Below are 19,596 nucleotides of genomic sequence, written 5' to 3' on the forward strand. Positions count from 1 at the left end.
ATAAGGGGGAAATCAGCGGCATGAGACGAGGCATAATGCTTCTCCTCTTGCCGCTTCTCTTGTCTATCGGACTTCAACCGATGATCGGGGAAGCAGCAAGTTGGGAAAAAGAACGGATGTATTTCATCATGGTTGATCGGTTCGAGAACGGAGACCCGAGTAATGACCGAGAGGCGGATCCTGAGAATCCAAAAGCCTTCCAAGGTGGAGATTTAGCAGGGGTGACGAAACGTCTTGATTACATCAAGAAAAAAGGCTTCACATCAATTTGGTTAACACCAATCTTTAAGAACCGTCCAAATGGGTATCATGGATACTGGACGGATGATTATTACGAGATTGATCCGCATTTTGGAACAAAAGAAGAGTTCAAGCGTCTCGTCAAGGAAGCGCATGACCGAGATATCAAGGTCGTTCTCGATCTTGTCGTCAATCACTTAGGACCGAATCACCCAATGGTCAAAGAAAAACCGGACTGGTTCCATAAAAATCAACCCATCATGAACTGGAATAACCCATCGGAAGTCGAAAATAATTGGTTATTTGATTTACCAGACTTCAATACGGAAAATCCTGAAGTTGTGAATTACTTAATTGATGTTGCGAACTACTGGGTCGATGAAACGGGTATAGACGGTTATCGACTGGATACGGTTCGCCATGTGCCAGCCGCATTTTGGAAAACATTCATTCCTGCAGTAAAGGAAAAGCATCCAAACTTATTCTTACTGGCTGAAGTGTTTGACGGAGATCCGCGAAAAATTGCCTCCTATTCAAAATTAGGCTTTGATTCCGTCACGAATTTCCCGTTTTATTATGGGGTTAAGGACCAGTTTGCCCGCAAAAATGGTTCAGCGGAAGAACTCGATTCAGTTTATAATCGAGATACTACGTTTAATCCGAATGCTAAAGGACTTGCAACTTTCATTGACAATCATGATGTCAAACGTTTCATCACGGAAGCGAAGATTAGTGGCGCAAAAGAAGAGGAGCGTCAACTTCGATTAGCGCTGTTTGCACTCTATGCTGCTCCAGGTATGCCAATCGTCTACCAAGGAACAGAGGTAGCGATGCCAGGCGGTGAGGATCCCGGAAACCGGATGATGATGACATTTGATGAAAACAAGAAGATGCAACAGTACGTAAAAACGTTGAATGAGATGCGCGAGGACTACCCAGCGTTTGCCACAGGGAAGCAACGCTTGATCGCAAAAACGGATCATATGGCGGTCTACTCACGGGAAACCAAACAACAACAAGTCGTTTATGCGATTAATCTTGGGGAGAAAAAAACGAGCTTACGTGTATCTGCGAAGGAAATCGGTAATGATCAGCGTTTGAGAGGTCTTTTATTCTCAGACTTGGTGCGTCAAGATGGTGACGCGTATGAAATCACGCTCGATGCAAGTAGCGCAAATAGCTACGTCATCGAAAAATCACAAGTCAATTGGTGGTCGATCGTCGCAATCGGTGCAATCGCTCCAATTTTAGCGCTCATACTTCTTCTCGTTCACCGTAAACGGATGCAACGTCAAACGAAATAAAATACTTAAGTAGGGGAAATGTGAGGTGAAGGGGATGCAGGTAACAATCAAGGATGTAGCACGGGAGGCAAATGTCGCACCCTCGACGGTGTCACGCGTCATCGCGAACAGTTCGCGTATCAGTCAAAAGACGAAAGAACGGGTACGACAGGCGATGGATGAACTCGGATACTATCCGAACGTTCATGCGCGCAGTCTAGCGAATCGGACGACACAAGCGATTGGTCTCGTCATGCCGAGTGCCGCAACAAAAACGCTTCAAAATCCATTCTTTTCGGAAGTCATTCGAGGGATTAGTACAAAAGCGCATCAAAATGGATATTCGCTTTATATGACGACAGGTGTCTCGGAAGAAGAGGTGTACGAAGGTGTCGTCTCGATGGTTCAGGGTCGCCGCGTCGATGGTGTCGTCGTTCTTTATTCCCGAACGGATGATAAAGTCGTTCAATTTTTGCAAGACTCGAAGTTCCCGTTCGTTGTCGTCGGGAAACCATTCAGTGATTCGTCGCACGTCACGTATGTCGATACGGATAATTATCTGGCAGGTCGAGAGGTAACGAAGTATTTACATCAACTCGGACACGAGTGCATCGCATTCGTAGGTGGCGCACAGGACTTAGCCGTGACGCAAGAGCGTGTCGGCGGATACAAGACGGCTCTCATGGAAGAGGGCATTCCAATTCAAGAGTCTTATATTGTCAGCGCACCATTTATGACGACAGGAGGGGCTGAAGCAGTCAAACGACTAATGTCACTTGAACACCCACCGACCGCTGTCGTTGTCAGTGACGACATGATGGCACTTGGTGTCATGAGTACGCTCAATGAGATGGGCATCAGTGTACCAGATCAAATGGCTGTCGTCAGTTTCAATAACTTGTTCATCGCAGAATTCTCAAGTCCACCGTTGACTTCTGTCGAAATCAATATCTTTGGACTTGGCTTTGAAGCAACGAATTGTCTGATTGAACAAATCAATGAAGATGCGACGCCTTATGGGAAACGCGTCATTGTCCCACACTATCTTGTCGTCCGTCAGTCTTGTGGCGGAAAATCCGAAGCATGAAACGAAAGTCTATGTTTAAACCGACGGGTTTAATCATAGACTTTTTTTGATGCAAGAGACATCTATTCCTAGTAAAAGGAAGCGGTTGCAGAAAAAGAAATTTATTTTCGTGCAAACGATTGCATTGAAGCTTTTTATGTGTACAATAAAGAATGTAGAGTACAGATGAAACGCTTACATGATCAGGCTAGCTGACATGTTTAGCATAAAAGGAGCGACTTGACGATGAAACGACTTTTTGAGGTCAATGAGTGGAAAATTACAGAGCTTGGTTTTCATCCAGAAGATAATCGACTAGCAGAATCGATGACATCGATCGGAAACGGTCATATGGGAATGCGCGGTACATTTGAAGAAGAGTACACAGGTGACACACATCAAGGCATGTATGTCGCAGGTGTTTATTATCCAGATAAGACACGTGTTGGTTGGTGGAAAAATGGTTATCCGGAATACTTCGCGAAAGTACTCAATGCTGTCAATATCATGGGCTTAAAAGTATCCGTTAATGGAAAAGCAGTTGATTTGAACACGTGGGAAGTCGTCGACTTCAAACGCGAACTCGATATGCAACACGGTGTGTTGTCACGGACGATGCTGTTGAAACATGGGGAAGAGGAAATAAAAGTTGAATCCAAACGTTTCTTCTCGATTGTCGATAAAGAAATCGCAGCCTTGCAATATACGGTAACACCTGTCAATTTCGAAGCAGAGATCATCATTGAATCGTATCTCGATGCGGATGTTGAGAATGAAGACTCAAACTATGATGAGAAGTTCTGGCTTCCCGTTGAACACGGAATCGAAGAGCGTTTTGGTTACGTCACGTCGAAGACGAAAAAGCTTGATTGGCATGTGACAGCAGCTATGATCACGGATGTCGAAGGCGCACGTTGTGAAGTCGTTGACGGCAATACGCAGTATGTCGCGAATCGTTTTACGAAACAAGCAGTAGTCGGAGAAGGTGTCACTGTCGAGAAATTCGTTGCGCTCGTAACGAATCGTGACTATGACATCGACGCATTACTGGAACAAGCGATGAAACGGGTTCATACCGCTTTCGAATCCGGATTTGATACATTACTTGCGACACATGAAGCAGCGTGGTTGCATCACTGGGAAGAAGCAGACGTGAAGATTGAAGGAGATGTCGAAGCACAACAAGGGATTCGATTTAATATCTTCCATATGTTCCAGACATACACAGGCGAAGATTCACGCCTTAACATTGGACCGAAAGGATTCACGGGCGAAAAGTATGGCGGTGCGACGTATTGGGATACAGAAGCGTACTGCTTGAACTTCTACCTCGCGACGTCGAAGCCGGAAGTGGCTTGGAACCTACTCAAATATCGGCATAATCAATTACCGCAAGCAAAAGAAAACGCGGATAAGAATGTCGGGATGAAGGGTGCGCTTTATCCAATGGTGACGATGAATGGAGAAGAGTGCCACAACGAGTGGGAAATTACGCATGAGGAGATTCACAGGAACGGCGCAATCGCGCATGCGATTTATAATTACACGAACTACACGGGTGACACGTCGTATCTCGGACAATACGGATTTGAAGTGTTAGTCGAGATTGCTCGTTATTGGGCAAGCCGTGTCAATTATGTGGCGCATAAGGATGTCTACATGATTCTTGGGGTGACGGGACCAAATGAATACGAGAACAACGTGAACAACAACTGGTATACGAATCTGATCGCAGCATGGTGTCTCGAATATACACAGACCGTTCACCGTCATCTAGCACAAGAAGAACCAGAACGTTTGCAAGAACTCATGCATCAATTAGCGTTGACGGATGAGGAACTGGCGAAGTGGGCAGATATCGACGCGAAGATGTATTATCCAAAAGATGAAGCAGCTCCTGGTATCTTCATGCAACAGGATGGCTTCATGGATAAGGAACAAATTTTGGTCGCTGAACTCGATCCCAAACATCTTCCGCTGAACCAGAATTGGTCTTGGGACCGGATCCTTCGCTCTGTATTCATTAAACAGGCAGATGTCCTGCAAGGTCTCTACTTCTTGACGGATCGCTTCAGTCTAGAAGAGAAGAAAGCGAACTTCGATTTCTATGAACCACGTACGGTTCACGAATCATCATTATCTCCATGTATCTACTCGATCATTGCAGCGGAAGTCGGCTATGAGGAAAAGGCAGTTGAATTGTACCAACGTTCGGCACGACTTGATCTCGATAACTACAACAATGATACAGAAGACGGATTACACATCACGTCGATGGTTGGATCTTGGATGTCGATCGTCCATGGATTCGCTGGATTACGGGTAGCGAACGATACGTTGTCCTTTAAGCCGATGTTGCCAAAAGGCTGGACGAGCTATGCGTTCCGGATGCAGTGGCGCGGTCATCATATCCATGTCCATGTTCAGCCAAACGCCGTCGAAATCACTCAGACGGAAGGCGAAGCATTCAGCTTAAACGTTCATGGAACGACTGTAGAAGTTCCGGCAGGAGGAAATATTACGGTGCCTGCTTCGATGACAGTATAAATACGATGAAAAAGAACTGATGCCAAGTCGGTTCTTTTTTTTTGTAACACGAATTAGAGTACACCTTTGTCACAAATGAAAACGCCATCATGAAAAAGAACATCAATCTTTGGAAATCTTGACTATCCGACGACATTTGAATGTGCTAAAGTGTTTCAAGATAGTTATGAATGAGAGGAGAACGGCATGTGACAGCAGTAGTAAAGGAAAGTATGTTAAAAGTGATCGTGGCTACGATCGGAGGATTCGTCATTGCCGTTGCCATGAACTGGTTTTTGATTCCAAGTGGTGTTTATTCGACTGGATTTACAGGACTTGCCCAAATCTTGACGCAAGTCCTTCAAAATACAGCGTTTGCGTTTGGTGAAAACGTTTGGTTCTTAGCGCTGAACTTACCTTTGATCGTGCTTGCATGGATCATGTTAGGTCGGAGTTTTACAATCGTCACGTTGATTTCGGTTCTGGCAACGACAATTTTTATTGGTCTTATTCCTCAATATGCTGTCATACCAGGTGATCAGACACTGAATGCAGTGTTTGGAGGGGTCTTGCTTGCGATTGGTACCGGTATCACGATTAAATTCGGTGCTTCAACGGGTGGGTTTGATATCGTCGCCCTCATCTTTGCCCGTTTCTCCGATCGCAGTGTCGGCTTATATCTGTTCGTCTTGAACTTTTTGATCGCATTATTGGCAGGTGCGTTGTTCGGCTGGTCGACTGCCTTATATACGATCGTCTTCATCTACGTGACTTCTAAGGTCGTCGATGAGATTCATACAAGTAACCAACGCTTGACGATTTTTATTGTCACGAATCATGCGGATGACATCACGACGGCTCTGCATCAGCATATCATTCGTGGAATCACGCAGATTCCTTCGATCGGTACGTATTCACGAGCTGAGAAAGCGACGTTGATGATGGTCATTGAGCGTCACGAATTGCGGGATATCGAACGGATTTGTCGGGAAGCGGACGAGACAGTATTCATCAACGTCGTCGCGACGGACTCGGTCGTTGGATACTTCCGAAAAGGATAATGAAAAAGGCACTTGCTCTGCGATATGCAGCAAGTGCCTTTTCGTATCTCTTCATGCGAGTCCTAAGACATGTTTTAAATAGTACGCGATACCATCGTCCTCGTTTCGCTTCGTCGTGCCATTTGCCAGGTGTTTTAAGGCAGGGATGGCGTTTCCCATTGCAACACCATGACCAGCATACTCGATCATTTCCAAATCATTTTCCTCATCACCAAACGCGACGATCTGTCGGGAATCAATCCCGAGATGATGCGCGATGTGAGCAAGACCGATCGCCTTACTTGTACCTTTTCGCATCACTTCGACCATGAATTCAGGTTTCACCCATTGACGATTAAGTACTGTCTCAGCATGGACATCGGATAGTTCGGAACGAATCTCATCGACATGTTCTCCTTTAGCATGAATCAAAAGTGACGTTGGTTCATGCATAAGCACCTTTCGTAAATCTCCCGTTGTGACCGACAAGGCGTGATCGGTATAAAATTCATAGATACCGACAGGATCATATTGAAAATAGACATGATCCGTGACTTCACAAACGATATTTTGTGTTTTTGTTTCAGCGACGGATTCCAAAATATGTTGGACGGTCTTGAGTGGAATCGGATGGTGCTGGACTTCAAAATGAACATTCTGCGGGTGATGGACGAGACCACCGTTAAAATTAACGATCGGTGTCGTCAAACCGAGCTGTTCATAATATTTCCTGGCGTGACGAAATGGTCGTCCGGTTGCGATGACGACTTCGTGACCGTTTGCACGTGCACGTTGAAGCGCAGCGATGTTCGCCACACTGATCGTTTTATCATCCTTTAAAAGGGTGCCGTCGAGATCGACAGCAATTAAGTGACGAGTCATGATGAAATCCTCCGCTTTCTTTTCGTTAGTTCTACTGTAGCATACGAAGTGACAGTCGCCTGTATGAATTGATGAAGTTTTTCAAGGAAAAGAAAGCGTTTGAAAAAAACGGAGAAAGGCTGTTGCTTAGATTAAAAAATGGTATACTACAAATCGTAGGACAACACTATAGTACGTTATGGAAACGGAGGGGAAATCATGCGTTTTCTCGTTACATTCTTTTGGTCATTCTTACTCGTGAACACAGCCGTGTTCATCGTATCAGCGGTTGATGCAGTATCGTATAGCTTTGGATTCGCGACAGCGATGTCTGTCGTCACTTCACTTGTCGTCTTCGCACTCGATGCCGTCAATGAAGATTTAGGTCTTGGTCAAGGGACTAAGGCAGAATAAGGAAAAGCGAGATATCGTCACTTGGACGATAGGCTCGCTTTTTGTCTTAAGGAGGAATGAGCGATGATCGTTATCGAACAGGTCATGTGGCAACAGATGCCGCAAAATGTCTACATAGCAGGAAATCAGATCATCGGAATCGGTTCCTACACCATAGATGAAGCACTGATTACACACCGGATTGATGGTCGCGGCAAACGGCTAGTTCCTGGTTTCATCGACGGACACTTACATCCAATTGGTGGAGGAGGGGAAGGCGGATTTGCGACACGAACGGCTCCGTTGACTGTTCGTGACATATTCGAAGGCGGTGTCACGACAGTCGTCGGATTGCTCGGAACAGATGGCTGGACGCGAACCGGAATTGATCTACTGGCACACATACGAGGATATGCCGCATCCGGTATTCGTCCCTTTCTCTTGAGCGGAAGTTACATGGTGCCACCCGTCTTCCTGACACATTCGACAGGGCATGATATCGTCCTCATCAATGAAGTGATTGGCATCGGAGAGATTGCCATCAATGATCACCGATCGACACAGCCGACTGCCCATGAACTCGCGCGGTTAGCATCAGAGGCTCGAATCGCCGGCATGGTCAAAGGCGTGTCGGGAACGATGAACGTCCACATCGGAGACGGGAAACAAGGGCTTGATTTATTACATGAAGTGATTGAAACGACTGATATTCCAATAGGGCAATTTCTCCCGACGCATATCAATCGGAGTGAACGGATTTTTGAGGCGGGACTCGCTTGGGCGAAACAGGGCGGACGAATCGATTTCACGACGTGTACGACAGAAAGCTTCGTTGATGAAGGAGAGATTCCGGCAGGGCAGGCTGTTGCCCGTGCTTTAGCAGCGGGAATCCCACCCGAGCAGATCACGATGTCGAGCGACGCTGGTGCAAGTCTTCCGGCGTTTGATGATGCAGGTCGATTAGTGCGAATCGATACAGGAAAACCATCTTCCTTGATGCAAGCCGTGCGCGATGCAGTAGAGCATGGTGTTGATTTTGATCAGGCAATTTCGACGATCACGCGACATGTCGCGGATGCATATGGCGTTCCGGGTGGGCAGGTAGCGACCGGAGAACGTGCTGATCTGTTACTGATTGATGACGCTTTGCAAATCGATACGATTCTTGCGAATGGTCATGCTATAATGATTCAGAAAAAATGGCTTATACCAGAATGACGGAGGGATAGACGTGTCAAAGAAGTCGAAACGAAAAAACACGAAAAAACCGCAATCCAAAGCGAACTGGATTACAGCGGGAGTCATTGCCTTGATCGTATTGGTTGGGGGATTACTGCTCGTCTTCACGGATCGTGATGATTCCGCATCGAAGAATGGCAATCTAACAGCTACACAAGTCTCGGATAAAGTAAAATCCGGTGACGAATTCTATACGTATTTCTATCAAACGGGATGCGTGCACTGCGAAAAAGTAAAACCATATCTTGTTCCGCTTGGTGAAAAACAAGACATTCCGTTCGAACAAATCGATCTTGCTTTCGAACAGTCAGCTTGGGACACGTTTGGCATCGAGGGTACACCGACGGTCGTTCATTTTAAGGACGGTAAGGAAGTCGGACGGGTAGCTGGTGAACAAACAGAAGACAGCTATAAAGAGTTCTTTGCTGGAAAAGAAGTAAAGGATTCAAAAGAAGAATCGTCCGGTGATCTCAATGATTAAAAAATGGTTCTACTCTCGCGTGTTCGAGTTAAATGGACACCCGCTTGTTGCCAAACAGCTGAAACGGTTTGCGATGAGCCGGGTCAGTCGTCCGTTCATCGGTCCGTTCGTTCGGGCATATGATTTGAATATGGCAGAAGCGACTCGGAATTTAGAAGCGTATTCGAGTTTACATGACGTTTTCATTCGTCATGTCAAACCGGAAATGCGACCAATTGATCAATCAGAAGGCGCATTCGTCAGTCCGTGTGACGGTATGTTGTCTGTCGTTGACGACTTGACGGCTGATAGCCGCTTTACCGTCAAAGGACAATCGTATACGGTATCAGAGTTACTCGGTTCCCATCACGAGGCGCAACAATATGTCGGGGGACGTGTGATGATCTTTTACTTGAGTCCGCAAAACTACCACCGTGTCCATGTACCGATGGACGGAACGATCCGGACCAGTTATACGCTCGGTCGGGATTCGGCACCGGTGAATGAGATCGGTCTCACACATGCGCTTCGTCCATTGACACGGAACTATCGTCGCGTGACACGTATCGTCCAAGGAAAACATGCACTTGAACATGTCATGGTCGGTGCACTCAACGTCAACTCAATCGTTCGGACAAACGAAGCAAAGGAACTTCGTCGAGGAGATGAGTTCGGATACTTTTCTTTCGGTTCAACGGTCGTCCTGATCTGTCCGAAAGATGCATTGACATTAGATACACAAGCGATTGGACCAGTTTTAATGGGGCAACGCCTCGGACAATGGCATTCATGAGAGCGAGGCGCCCGTTCAGGGCGTCTCCTTACGTTTAGGAGGAATGAATCATGCCGGCAATGGCATTAGCAGAAATCGGAAGTACACAGGTCCAGACATATATCGCACTTATCATTTTTTTAGTGACCTATGGCTTCATCATCAGTGAAAAAGTAAGCCGGGCGATCGTCGCTCTACTCGGAGCGCTCGCGATGGTCATCGTCGGCATTGTGGATCTCGAGACTGCATTATTTGAATACATCGAGTGGGGAACAATCGTCTTATTAATTGGGATGATGATTCTCGTTACGATTGCCAATCAATCTGGATTGTTTGAATATATTGCGATTCGTGCAGCGAAGACAACAAAAGGCGACCCAATCAAAGTGTTGATTCTATTATCCGCATTGACGGCACTTGGATCTGCCTTTTTGGATAACGTCACGACAGTCTTATTGATTGTCCCGATCACTTTCTCGATTACAAAGATACTTAAAATCGCGCCGTTTCCGTTCTTGCTCGCCGAAGTATTATTTGCGAACATCGGTGGGACGGCGACCTTGATTGGCGATCCACCGAACATCATGATCGGTGCCGCGAATCCACACTTAACGTTCAATGCCTTTTTGCTGAATCTTGCACCGATCATCCTGATCATTACGGTCGTGACGATCGGCATTTTGTACTTCGTTTTCCGGAAGCAACTGCATGTCGAGGCAGAAGATCGACAAAAATTGATGGAAATCGATGAAAAGAGTTATATTGTCAGTCGAAAACTCGTCACGCGGAGTAGTGTCGTACTCGTTAGTACGATTGCACTCTTCGTATTGCATCCGATGCTTGATCGAATCGGACTCCATCTCGAAGCACCAGCGATCGCAATTCTTGGAGCGACCGTCCTGATGTTGCTAACGATTGAAAACGATCATCAGCTGGAAGGAATCTTTGCACGTGTTGAATGGACGACGATTTTTTTCTTCGCCGGACTATTTGTACTTGTTGGTGGAATTCAGGAAGCCGGTATCATTCGATATCTTGCGGAGAAGACGATTGATTTGACAGGCGGTGACATTCAGACGACAGCAACTGCTGTTCTTTGGTTGTCCGGTATCGCGAGTGCGACGATTGACAACATTCCGTTTGTCGCGACAATGATCCCGCTCATCAATGATGTCGCTGCTGGGATCGGACTTACACCAGCAGATGCGAAAGTGGATGTTTTATGGTGGTCCCTCGCACTCGGTGCATGTCTCGGTGGTAACGGGACATTGATCGGTGCATCGGCAAACGTCATTGTCGCGGGTCTTGCGACACGACAAGGTGAAAAATTCACCTATATGCGCTTTTTGATTTACGGAGCACCGATCACGATTGTGACGTTGATCCTATCCCAACTCTATTTGTGGATTCGGTATTATTAAGAAAACGGGAGGTTCGCCTTCCGTTTTCTTTTGTGCGTCGCTCTTGCTACCTGATTGTGCTATAATCGAACGATAAGAGCATAACTGTTTCTTAAACTTAACTATAGAGCTAGACCATTATCTGGAGGTTTTATTCTTGTTCAAACGACTTTATCCGAAACATTTCGTGGCTTCGATCTACGATATCGACCTTGAAATGCTCAAACGAAACGGTGTCAAAGCTATTTTGACCGATCTTGATAATACGCTCGTCGCATGGAATATCGCAGATGCTCCAGACGAATTGGTTGCTTGGCTGGATATGGTGAATAATCAATATGGTTTTGACGTCATCATCGTATCGAACAATAACGGAGACCGCGTTAAGAAGTTCGCGGATCCACTCGGACTGCATTATATTGCGCCTGCTCGAAAACCGCTTCCTATCGGGTTTAAACGGGCATTGACGGAATTCGGCTATCACGCGAAAGAAGTCGTCTTCTTAGGAGACCAACTCTTCACGGATGTACTCGGTGCAAACTCCGTTGGAATCGAAGTCATCCACGTTCAACCCGTCGTTAAGACGGACGGTGTCGTCACGAAATTCAATCGCCTGATGGAACGTGTCATTTTCCACCGGATGAAACGCAAAGGAATCTATAAATTGACACAACGCGTCAAGGAAGATCCTTCTGCACTGAAGCATCCGATCGAAACACTTCGTCAGGATAAGCAACAATAACCCTGTCAGATCGGTAGATGAAAGGGAAGGCAGTAGTCGCAACATGTACGGCGAGAGGTCGGAAGTTACGCTCTTGGAGTAGCGAGCAGGGCGCTACGGTGAAAAGAGAAGGGAAATCATTCCCGCATGCGGCTCAACATAATATGATCGAAGAAATCCACTGCGCTGGTTGTGGTGTCGCCATTCAAACGGAAGACACAAAAGCACCAGGATACGCACCTAAATCTGCACTTGATCGTGAAATGGTCATTTGCCAACGTTGTTTTAAATTAAAGCACTACAATCAAATTCAAGATGTATCTTTATCGGACGATGATTTCGTTAAAATCTTAGACGGAATTGGTCAAAAAGATGCACTTGTCGTTAAAATCGTTGATATCTTCGATTTTAATGGAAGCTGGTTACCGGGATTACATCGGTTCGTCGGAAAAAATGATGTCTTACTCGTCGGGAACAAAGCCGATTTATTACCGAAGTCATTGAACCCGAACCGTCTCATGAACTGGATGCGTCAAGCATCGAAAGAACTTGGATTACGTCCAGTTGACGTTCATCTGATCAGTGCGAAAAAAGGTCACGGGGTCGATGAACTTGCTGAGAAAATCGATTATTATCGAAAAGGACGCGACGTCTATGTCGTTGGTTGTACAAATGTCGGGAAATCGACCCTGATCAACCAAGTCATCAAACGTTTCGGTGAAGAGGATGAGGCCGTCATCACGGTCAGTCACTTCCCAGGAACGACACTAGATTTAATCGACATCCCACTTGACGATAACTGTAACCTGTATGATACACCGGGGATCATTAATCATCACCAAATGGCTCACTACGTTGATGCGAAGGACTTGAAGCTGATCACACCGAAAAAAGAGATCAAGCCGCAAGTCTTCCAAATCCATCCGCAACAGACGCTCTTCTTTGGAGGTCTTGCGCGATTGGACTATATGGAAGGGAACAAGCGTTCATTCGTCATCTATATGTCGAACGAATTGAAAGTTCACCGGACGAAGCTTGAAAAAGCAGATGATCTATATGCGAACCATAACGGTGAGCTGTTGTCTCCGCCGAACGAAAAGACGCGTGAGATGCTACCTCCGCTCGTCCGTCATGAATTCAGTCTTCGCGACAACATGAAGACGGATATCGTCTTCAGTGGACTCGGGTGGGTTGCGGTTCATGGAAAAGGTGGACGTGTCGCTGCTTATGCCCCGAAAGGTGTCGCTGTATCTTTACGTGAGGCGCTCGTCTGATGCGCTTTGCCGTCATCGGTCATCCGATTGCCCATTCACTTTCACCTGAGCTGCATACAGCTTGGCTGGAAGCGGCTGGGCTTTTCGGCTGTTATGACCTTATCGATGTAACGGAGCATGAATTGCCACGAATCATTACGAAATTACGTACGCATCAGCTAGATGGAATCAATGTGACGATTCCCCATAAGACAGCAATCATTCCGTACCTGGATCGGCTGGAGCCGGCAGCTCAAAAAGCGGGTGCCGTCAACACGGTATACTGGAAGAATGGGCAGTTGATTGGTGCGAATACAGATGGAATCGGATTCGTCCGTGCGTTGACAGAACGTCGTCCGTCATTTCAAAAGACACTTGTCCTTGGTGCGGGCGGTGCAGCACGAGGAATCATTGCTGCGCTACCGGGAGATGTGACGCTCACGAACCGCACAGAAGAACGCTCTAAGGCGGTTGCCGATGAATTCGGAACACACGTTTTGCCATGGCACGAAACATTTGATTTAACGAGTTACGACGTCATCATCAATACGACCTCTGTCGGGATGGCGCCACATGTCGAAGCACGTCCGATTGAATTGACAGAGACGAACGCTTTGATTTGTGATATTATTTATCGACCGACGCCGACCCGTCTATTACGTGAAGCGACTGAAAAAGGTCTCGACACACTCGACGGCGTCCCGATGTTCGTCTTACAAGCGGCTGAAGCATTTGAACGTTTCACCGGACAAGCACCTGATCTCGCACTTGGCGAGCAGGTGATACGAAAGCAATTGGAGGAATTTTAATCATGTTAACAGGTAAACAAAAACGTTTTTTACGCGCGACAGCTCACGATTTAAACCCGATTTTCCAAGTCGGTAAAAATGGAGTCGGTGAAGCGATGTGCGCTGATTTGATGGATGCGCTCGAAAAGCGGGAGCTCTTGAAAGTACAAGTACTACAAAATTGTGCGGACGCACCAAAGGATGTCGCACAAGAACTCGTCGCAGGAACGAATGCTGAACTCGTTCAAGTCATCGGAAAAGTCATCGTTCTCTATAAAGAATCAAAAGAGAACAAGACGCTCGAATTGCCACGATGAAAATCGGACTGATGGGCGGAACGTTCGACCCTCCGCATATCGGTCATCTCCTGATTGCCGAACAAGCGCAGGAACAACTCGAACTTGATGCGGTCTGGTTTTTACCAGCGAATGTACCACCGCATAAACAACGTACTGTCACAGACGCAACTAAGCGTCTCCGTCTTGTAGAAGAAGCAATTGCATTGAACCCTGCCTTCTCTGTCTCTGCGATTGAATTTGAGCGAAAAGAACCTTCCTATACGTATGATACGATTCGTGCACTCAAGCACCGATACCCAGAGCATGAGTTTCTGTTTCTAATCGGCGCAGATTCACTCGTTAGTCTCGATACGTGGTATCAAGCTGAACGGTTATACGAGGAAGTCGTCTTTGGTGCCGTCGCTCGACCGGGAAGTCGGTATTTGATTCCGCGTGGTGCCCGTGTGAAAGCGGTCGATATGCCATTATTAGAAATTTCTTCGACGGATATCCGGCAACGGGTCGCGCGCGGACGGAGCATTCGCTACCTTGTACCGGAAGCCGTTCGACAACGGATTGAGGAGTGGAATCTATATGCGCCTTGAAGAAGCACGTCAAATCATTGAAAACACATTACCTGAGCGACGCTATGTGCATACGTTAGGTGTCGTCGAGACGGCACGACACTTGGCTCTTAAATATGGTGTTGACGAAGAAGAAGCAACACTTGCTGCCATGCTCCATGATTATGCAAAATACCGCGATACGAATGAGATGCGTTCGATTGCCGTTGAATTGAATCAACGGATCTTACTCGACTATGATGACGAACTACTTCATGCGCCAGTGGGTGCGGAGCTTGTGCGTCGAGAACTTGGTCTTGATTCAGACGTGATTTATCAGGCCATCGCGAATCATACAACAGGGGCACCTGGTATGCCGTTACTTGATCAAATCATCTTCGTCGCGGATGCGATTGAGCCGAATCGTAGTTATTCGGGTGTCGAAGCGCTTCGTGAAGTAGCCGAGCAGGATTTGACGGACGCCGTCATCGCAACACTCAGTCAGACGATTCATTTTTTATGTACAAAACAAGCTATCATCTTTCCGCGAACGATTGAGACCTATAATGCCTTCGTCGCGGCCAAACGAAAGGGGACCGTCCTATGACAGTCGAACAAGAATTACAATTAATCGTAAATGCCATCGACGATAAACGTGCTGAAGATATCGTCGTCCTGAATATGTCGAGCATCTCACCAGTTGCCGACTATTTCGTCATCTGTGAAGGAAATTCAGAAAAACAAGTACAGGCAATCGCGCGTGAACTCAAAGAAGTCGCGCACGAACATAACCTGCCGATCAAACGCCTCGAAGGATTCGATGCGGCACGTTGGGTGTTGGCGGATCTTGAAAACGTCGTTGTTCATGTCTTCCACCGTGACGATCGTGATTACTATAACCTCGAAAAACTATGGGCAGATGCTCCAAAGGTTGAAGTCGAGGTCAACTAATGGCATACGAACAGTTCGCCTACATCTATGATGAATTGATGCAAGACGTCCCTTACGATCAATGGGTTGACTGGGTCAAAGCATACGTTCCGATTGGAAGTACGATTGCTGATATCGGATGTGGAACGGGTACGGCGACGCTTGCATTAGCAGCCCACTATGAGATGCTCGGGATCGATTTATCGGAAGAGATGCTCGAAGTCGCGCAGGAAAAAGCGATGGAAGAAGGATTGACTATTCAATTCTGGGCGCAAGACATGCGCGAAATCGAATTGCCGACACCTGTCGATGCCGTGACGATCCTATGCGACTCCTTGAATTATCTCCAGACGGAAGAGGATGTCAAACAGACGTTTACACATGTAGCAGCGATTCTAAAGGAGGGTGGACGTCTCTTATTTGATACACACTCCCCTTACAAAATGGAGACGCTGTTCAATGGGAAGACGTACGCGACACATGCGGAACAAAGCTCGTATATCTGGTTCGCGGATCCTGGTGAAGCGCCGCTTTCTGTCGTCCATGAACTGACATTCTTCATCGAGGAGGAGGATGGTCGCTATGAGCGTGTCGATGAAACGCATCATCAGCGGACGTATCCTCCGGCACAATACGTAACATGGTTACGCGAAGCCGGATTCCGGGTTCTCGCGGTCACAGGCGATTTTGGACCGGACGCTCCTTCTGAGACAGTCGAGCGGATCTTCTTCGTTGCCGAAAAAATGTAAAAGTGATTTCATCCGTCTTCTTTTAGCGATACACGTTCGTGTTGCTTGAAGGAGACGGATTTTTTTGTTCGTGAAACAGATGCTAATTCAAAGTAACGGTATGGATGGTAGGACTTTCATCCGACGAAACACCGCAGAATCGTGCTGTAAAGAATGGTTAGTGCGTATTCCTTCGTTTCCTGAAGTCTGTAGTGACCTGTTAGAGTCGTGGGAAAAGGAGGGATTCGTCTTGACCGTTCCACGTTTGCAACAGATCGCAGGTCTCGTCGTCGTCCTGCTGCTCATCATTTTATTGTTCGTACCATTACCCTCTTGTTCAAATGAAGCGATGGTCGATCAACCGTCCTTAACGGATAAACAACAAGAGGCAAAAGCAGAGCCAGCAGAAAAGGACACCTCGATTCGTGACAAACTCATCATGGTCGACGTAAAAGGAGCAGTAGAAGCGCCTGGACCTTATCAATTCCATTTGGGTGATCGAGTGAAGGATGCAATCGAAAAAGCAAAGACGACTGAAAAAGCCGATATTCGACAAATGAATCTCGCGGCACGTCTCATTGATGGACAGGAAGTCATCGTGCCGGTGAAAAAAGGGAAAGGTCAGCCAAAACCAACGAAACGCTCAAAAGCAGAGATACCGAAAGGATTGATTGACCTCAATGCGGCAACGGCGGAACAGTTGATGGAGGTTCCGGGAATTGGTCCCGCCAAAGCAGAAGCGATCTTAGCCTATCGTGAGGAGAAGGGGGGATTTGCGACATATGAATCACTCGGAGATGTGAAGGGCTTTGGGGAAAAGACGTTAGAATCGCTTAAATCCTACCTGATCGTCTACTGATGCCACTTCATGTGCTGTTCGTCCTCTTACTCATCGTTGCCATCAAAGAATCGATTTGGTGGTTAGTGCTCCTCATGCTCTTCGCTGTCTTGAAATCATGGTCTTTTTCAATTGGTCGTCTCTTTTTTCTGTTCATTCTGAGTTGCCTATTCATCGGAATGGGTCATCTGTCACCTGAACCGCATGACGTCTCGTCTGTTGACATCTTGTCAGGGAAGCGTAATGGGGATCGAATTCGTTATGAGGCAGAGAGTAACGGTCAATCGGTTCTATTGACGGCAACGATTACGGAAGAAGAAACAGGATACGAACGAATCGGGCACTCCTGTCGCGTAAATACGGAACCGCTCGATGTCCGCCAACAATCGAATGCTGGAGGGTTTGATGAACAGCAATTCATGCATACACATCGTTACGCTGGAAAGTGGGAAGTCCGTTCATTTGATTCCTGTCATCGGACACCTGGGTATGCGGCAGAAGGAAGACGGGTACGTGAAGTATGGCTAAAGCGGATCGAAGAATTGTTACCACAAAAGCAAACATTCTACGTCGAAGCGCTTGTGTTTGGTGAGGATCGACTAATAGATCAAGTGACGCTCGAACGGTTTAAGAAATTCGGCTTATTACATGCAATCGTCATCTCAGGATCACATATCGCTTTTTTAGTATTTAGTTTGCTGTATGTCTTACGAAAAATCAGAATGACAAAAGAAAAACGACTCGATATCGTTCTTATCTTACTGCCGATTTACGGATGGTTGACGGAGTGGAGCCCTCCAGTCACACGAGCTGTTCTTGTCGCGATCATTCTGTTACTCGGTCGTCGTTTCCACAAACCGTTAGATCCGGTGGAGGTCATTGCAGGGGTCGCGGCTTTTCAATTGGCGATTCAACCGACTGTCATTTACGATATCGGATTTCAATTGACGGTCGGACTGACGCTGTTTCTTGTGCTGTCGAGACGACTAATGGGTTCGGTTCGTCGTCCTTGGAACTGGCTGCTGATCAGTGCTTGGGCACAGTTTGGAACACTCCTCTTTTTGCAGGGGATTGAACAGACGACTGTTTCAATTTGGTCGCCATTGTTGAACCTATTGATTGGTAGCTGGATTGAATGGGTGATTCTGCCGGGATCGTTCATTCTCGCGACACTTCCGTTCTTATCGATTCGTTCAACGTTTCAGATTGCGCATCAGTATGCGATTCAATGGATGGATCAAGTGTTACGACTGGCGGAGGATTTACCGTTGGCGATGGTTGCCGTTCCGGCATTTTCTCCGATCGTCTTGACGATCGTCGTTGTCGGAATCGGAATTGCTTGGTTCATTGCTGAGCGGAGATGGTGGGGGCATGTTCTCCCGTTGATCCTTTTACTTGCGGCATGGGGCTACACCGAGTGGCGCGCACCTGAGCAAGTCACGTTTTTAGATGTTGGGCAAGGCGATAGTATCGTGCTTGAGAAAGCAGGAGAGACATTCGTCGTGGATACCGGTGGCGTTTATCAACAAACGACGCATCCACTGCTCCGTCCGTTTGATCCAGGTAGTCATATCGTCGCTCCCTTTTTATTCACACGAGGAGAAGCCGAAATTGACGGTCTGATCGTGACACATGCTGATCACGATCACGTCGGTGGACTTCTAGGTGTACTGCGCCAAGTTCGCGTGAAAACCATTTATTTAGGTGCATATGACAACATGGATGAGAAGCGAAATGATTTGATTCGTTCTATCGAAGCCACTGGAACGCGTGTTGAGTTCGTTCAAAAGGGGCAAACGATTCGTCCTTGGTTACAGGTACTTGCACCAACTGGACGAAAAGAAGAAGAAAACGATCGGTCTATCATATTACTCGCACAGATTGCCAAGCAACGTGTTTTACTGACGGGCGACGCTGGACTAGCAATCGAAGACGAGTTAAAGATTGGTCCGATCGATATTCTAAAAGCAGGTCATCATGGTTCGAACACGTCGACCGGTGAAGAACTCTTACGAAAGACGAATCCGAAGATTGTCATCTTGTCAGTCGGACGAAAAAATCGATACGGGCATCCACATCCGGACGTCCTCGAACGAATCGGGACAGATCGGATCGTCTTTCGAACGGATGAGGACGGGAGTGTAACTTGTTCTTCAGCGGGCTGTGAACCTATGATAAAATAAAAAAACAGCAACCCCCCAAGGTTGCTGTTTTACT

20 protein-coding genes are annotated in these 19,596 nt (G+C 46.9%); 19 read left to right on the plus strand and 1 reads right to left on the minus strand.

Annotated features, from left to right (window positions below):
- The first annotated feature begins 20 nt into the window (after positions 1 to 20).
- From B3S86_RS02170 to B3S86_RS02185, 4 genes are all read left to right on the plus strand, one after another.
- Positions 21 to 1,544 (plus strand): alpha-amylase family glycosyl hydrolase, encoded by a 1,524-nt coding sequence (locus tag B3S86_RS02170; RefSeq protein ID WP_290748703.1) that lies wholly within the window; start codon positions 21 to 23, stop codon positions 1,542 to 1,544.
- A gap of 34 nt (positions 1,545 to 1,578) precedes the next feature.
- Positions 1,579 to 2,610 (plus strand): LacI family DNA-binding transcriptional regulator, encoded by a 1,032-nt coding sequence (locus B3S86_RS02175; protein ID WP_056061891.1) that lies wholly within the window; start codon positions 1,579 to 1,581, stop codon positions 2,608 to 2,610.
- Positions 2,611 to 2,835: 225 nt separating this feature from the next.
- Positions 2,836 to 5,136: a glycoside hydrolase family 65 protein gene (locus B3S86_RS02180; protein ID WP_035409323.1), complete on the plus strand. Its 2,301-nt coding sequence runs from the start codon at positions 2,836 to 2,838 to the stop codon at positions 5,134 to 5,136.
- A 188-nt stretch (positions 5,137 to 5,324) separates the two neighbouring features.
- Positions 5,325 to 6,176, plus strand: coding sequence for a YitT family protein (locus B3S86_RS02185; protein WP_035409321.1), 852 nt, complete (start codon positions 5,325 to 5,327; stop codon positions 6,174 to 6,176).
- Between the two features lie 51 nt (positions 6,177 to 6,227).
- On the opposite strand, the gene B3S86_RS02190 is transcribed toward B3S86_RS02185, so the two are convergent.
- On the minus strand, positions 6,228 to 7,037 hold the full coding sequence (locus B3S86_RS02190) for a Cof-type HAD-IIB family hydrolase (protein WP_035409319.1): 810 nt from the start codon (positions 7,035 to 7,037) through the stop codon (positions 6,228 to 6,230).
- 198 nt (positions 7,038 to 7,235) lie between these two features.
- On the opposite strand from B3S86_RS02190, the gene B3S86_RS02195 reads away from it, so the two are divergent.
- The 15 genes from B3S86_RS02195 (at position 7,236) to B3S86_RS02265 (ending at position 19,562) form a co-directional block, all read left to right on the plus strand.
- Complete coding sequence (locus tag B3S86_RS02195) at positions 7,236 to 7,430, plus strand: YjzD family protein (protein WP_035409317.1); 195 nt, start codon at positions 7,236 to 7,238, stop codon at positions 7,428 to 7,430.
- Between the two features lie 63 nt (positions 7,431 to 7,493).
- Positions 7,494 to 8,627 (plus strand): beta-aspartyl-peptidase, encoded by a 1,134-nt coding sequence (gene iadA, locus B3S86_RS02200; RefSeq protein ID WP_290748714.1) that lies wholly within the window; start codon positions 7,494 to 7,496, stop codon positions 8,625 to 8,627.
- Positions 8,628 to 8,640: 13 nt separating this feature from the next.
- Entirely contained in the window at positions 8,641 to 9,129 is a 489-nt protein-coding gene (locus B3S86_RS02205; RefSeq protein ID WP_035409313.1) for a thioredoxin family protein, read from the plus strand.
- Positions 9,122 to 9,901: a phosphatidylserine decarboxylase gene (locus B3S86_RS02210; protein WP_290753160.1), complete on the plus strand. Its 780-nt coding sequence runs from the start codon at positions 9,122 to 9,124 to the stop codon at positions 9,899 to 9,901. The genes B3S86_RS02205 and B3S86_RS02210 overlap by 8 nt, the downstream gene beginning before the upstream one ends.
- Positions 9,902 to 9,960: 59 nt before the next feature.
- On the plus strand, positions 9,961 to 11,301 hold the full coding sequence (locus B3S86_RS02215; RefSeq protein WP_035409769.1) for an ArsB/NhaD family transporter: 1,341 nt from the start codon (positions 9,961 to 9,963) through the stop codon (positions 11,299 to 11,301).
- 136 nt (positions 11,302 to 11,437) lie between these two features.
- Positions 11,438 to 12,022 (plus strand): YqeG family HAD IIIA-type phosphatase, encoded by a 585-nt coding sequence (locus B3S86_RS02220; RefSeq protein ID WP_035409311.1) that lies wholly within the window; start codon positions 11,438 to 11,440, stop codon positions 12,020 to 12,022.
- A gap of 143 nt (positions 12,023 to 12,165) precedes the next feature.
- A complete protein-coding gene (gene yqeH, locus B3S86_RS02225; protein ID WP_023467421.1) occupies positions 12,166 to 13,275 on the plus strand; it encodes a ribosome biogenesis GTPase YqeH in 1,110 nt (369 codons plus the stop codon).
- Positions 13,275 to 14,063 (plus strand): shikimate dehydrogenase, encoded by a 789-nt coding sequence (aroE, locus tag B3S86_RS02230; protein WP_290748719.1) that lies wholly within the window; start codon positions 13,275 to 13,277, stop codon positions 14,061 to 14,063. The genes yqeH and aroE overlap by 1 nt, the downstream gene beginning before the upstream one ends.
- Positions 14,064 to 14,065: 2 nt before the next feature.
- Positions 14,066 to 14,359, plus strand: coding sequence for a ribosome assembly RNA-binding protein YhbY (gene yhbY, locus B3S86_RS02235; protein ID WP_023467424.1), 294 nt, complete (start codon positions 14,066 to 14,068; stop codon positions 14,357 to 14,359).
- Entirely contained in the window at positions 14,356 to 14,925 is a 570-nt protein-coding gene (gene nadD / locus B3S86_RS02240; RefSeq protein WP_035409307.1) for a nicotinate-nucleotide adenylyltransferase, read from the plus strand. Before yhbY ends, nadD begins: the two co-directional genes overlap by 4 nt.
- Positions 14,915 to 15,490 (plus strand): bis(5'-nucleosyl)-tetraphosphatase (symmetrical) YqeK, encoded by a 576-nt coding sequence (gene yqeK, locus B3S86_RS02245; protein ID WP_035409306.1) that lies wholly within the window; start codon positions 14,915 to 14,917, stop codon positions 15,488 to 15,490. The genes nadD and yqeK overlap by 11 nt, the downstream gene beginning before the upstream one ends.
- The gene (gene rsfS, locus B3S86_RS02250; RefSeq protein ID WP_023467427.1) at positions 15,487 to 15,834 is read left to right on the plus strand and encodes a ribosome silencing factor; all 348 of its coding nucleotides are present in this window, start codon (positions 15,487 to 15,489) and stop codon (positions 15,832 to 15,834) included. Before yqeK ends, rsfS begins: the two co-directional genes overlap by 4 nt.
- Positions 15,834 to 16,562: a class I SAM-dependent DNA methyltransferase gene (locus B3S86_RS02255; protein WP_035409303.1), complete on the plus strand. Its 729-nt coding sequence runs from the start codon at positions 15,834 to 15,836 to the stop codon at positions 16,560 to 16,562. The genes rsfS and B3S86_RS02255 overlap by 1 nt, the downstream gene beginning before the upstream one ends.
- A 229-nt stretch (positions 16,563 to 16,791) precedes the next feature.
- Complete coding sequence (locus B3S86_RS02260) at positions 16,792 to 17,400, plus strand: helix-hairpin-helix domain-containing protein (RefSeq protein ID WP_035409301.1); 609 nt, start codon at positions 16,792 to 16,794, stop codon at positions 17,398 to 17,400.
- Positions 17,400 to 19,562: a DNA internalization-related competence protein ComEC/Rec2 gene (locus B3S86_RS02265; RefSeq protein WP_290748731.1), complete on the plus strand. Its 2,163-nt coding sequence runs from the start codon at positions 17,400 to 17,402 to the stop codon at positions 19,560 to 19,562. Before B3S86_RS02260 ends, B3S86_RS02265 begins: the two co-directional genes overlap by 1 nt.
- The last annotated feature ends 34 nt before the right edge of the window (positions 19,563 to 19,596 follow it).

The organism is Exiguobacterium sp. UBA3968 (assembly GCF_002385115.1).
Taxonomy (GTDB): Bacteria; Bacillota; Bacilli; order Exiguobacteriales; family Exiguobacteriaceae; genus Exiguobacterium_A.

Excerpts from the sequence above, each read along its gene's own strand:
- B3S86_RS02190 (WP_035409319.1), bottom strand. The coding sequence starts at position 7,037 with ATGACTCGTCACTTAATTGCTGTCGATCTCGACGGCACCCTTTTAAAG.
- B3S86_RS02255 (WP_035409303.1), top strand. The coding sequence starts at position 15,834 with ATGGCATACGAACAGTTCGCCTACATCTATGATGAATTGATGCAAGAC.
- rsfS (WP_023467427.1), top strand. The coding sequence starts at position 15,487 with ATGACAGTCGAACAAGAATTACAATTAATCGTAAATGCCATCGACGAT.
- aroE (WP_290748719.1), top strand. The coding sequence starts at position 13,275 with ATGCGCTTTGCCGTCATCGGTCATCCGATTGCCCATTCACTTTCACCT.
- B3S86_RS02265 (WP_290748731.1), top strand. The coding sequence starts at position 17,400 with ATGCCACTTCATGTGCTGTTCGTCCTCTTACTCATCGTTGCCATCAAA.
- B3S86_RS02180 (WP_035409323.1), top strand. The coding sequence starts at position 2,836 with ATGAAACGACTTTTTGAGGTCAATGAGTGGAAAATTACAGAGCTTGGT.
- B3S86_RS02175 (WP_056061891.1), top strand. The coding sequence starts at position 1,579 with ATGCAGGTAACAATCAAGGATGTAGCACGGGAGGCAAATGTCGCACCC.
- yqeK (WP_035409306.1), top strand. The coding sequence starts at position 14,915 with ATGCGCCTTGAAGAAGCACGTCAAATCATTGAAAACACATTACCTGAG.
- yqeH (WP_023467421.1), top strand. The coding sequence starts at position 12,166 with ATGATCGAAGAAATCCACTGCGCTGGTTGTGGTGTCGCCATTCAAACG.
- B3S86_RS02195 (WP_035409317.1), top strand. The coding sequence starts at position 7,236 with ATGCGTTTTCTCGTTACATTCTTTTGGTCATTCTTACTCGTGAACACA.
- B3S86_RS02170 (WP_290748703.1), top strand. The coding sequence starts at position 21 with ATGAGACGAGGCATAATGCTTCTCCTCTTGCCGCTTCTCTTGTCTATC.
- B3S86_RS02210 (WP_290753160.1), top strand. The coding sequence starts at position 9,122 with ATGATTAAAAAATGGTTCTACTCTCGCGTGTTCGAGTTAAATGGACAC.
- nadD (WP_035409307.1), top strand. The coding sequence starts at position 14,356 with ATGAAAATCGGACTGATGGGCGGAACGTTCGACCCTCCGCATATCGGT.
- yhbY (WP_023467424.1), top strand. The coding sequence starts at position 14,066 with ATGTTAACAGGTAAACAAAAACGTTTTTTACGCGCGACAGCTCACGAT.
- iadA (WP_290748714.1), top strand. The coding sequence starts at position 7,494 with ATGATCGTTATCGAACAGGTCATGTGGCAACAGATGCCGCAAAATGTC.
- B3S86_RS02215 (WP_035409769.1), top strand. The coding sequence starts at position 9,961 with ATGGCATTAGCAGAAATCGGAAGTACACAGGTCCAGACATATATCGCA.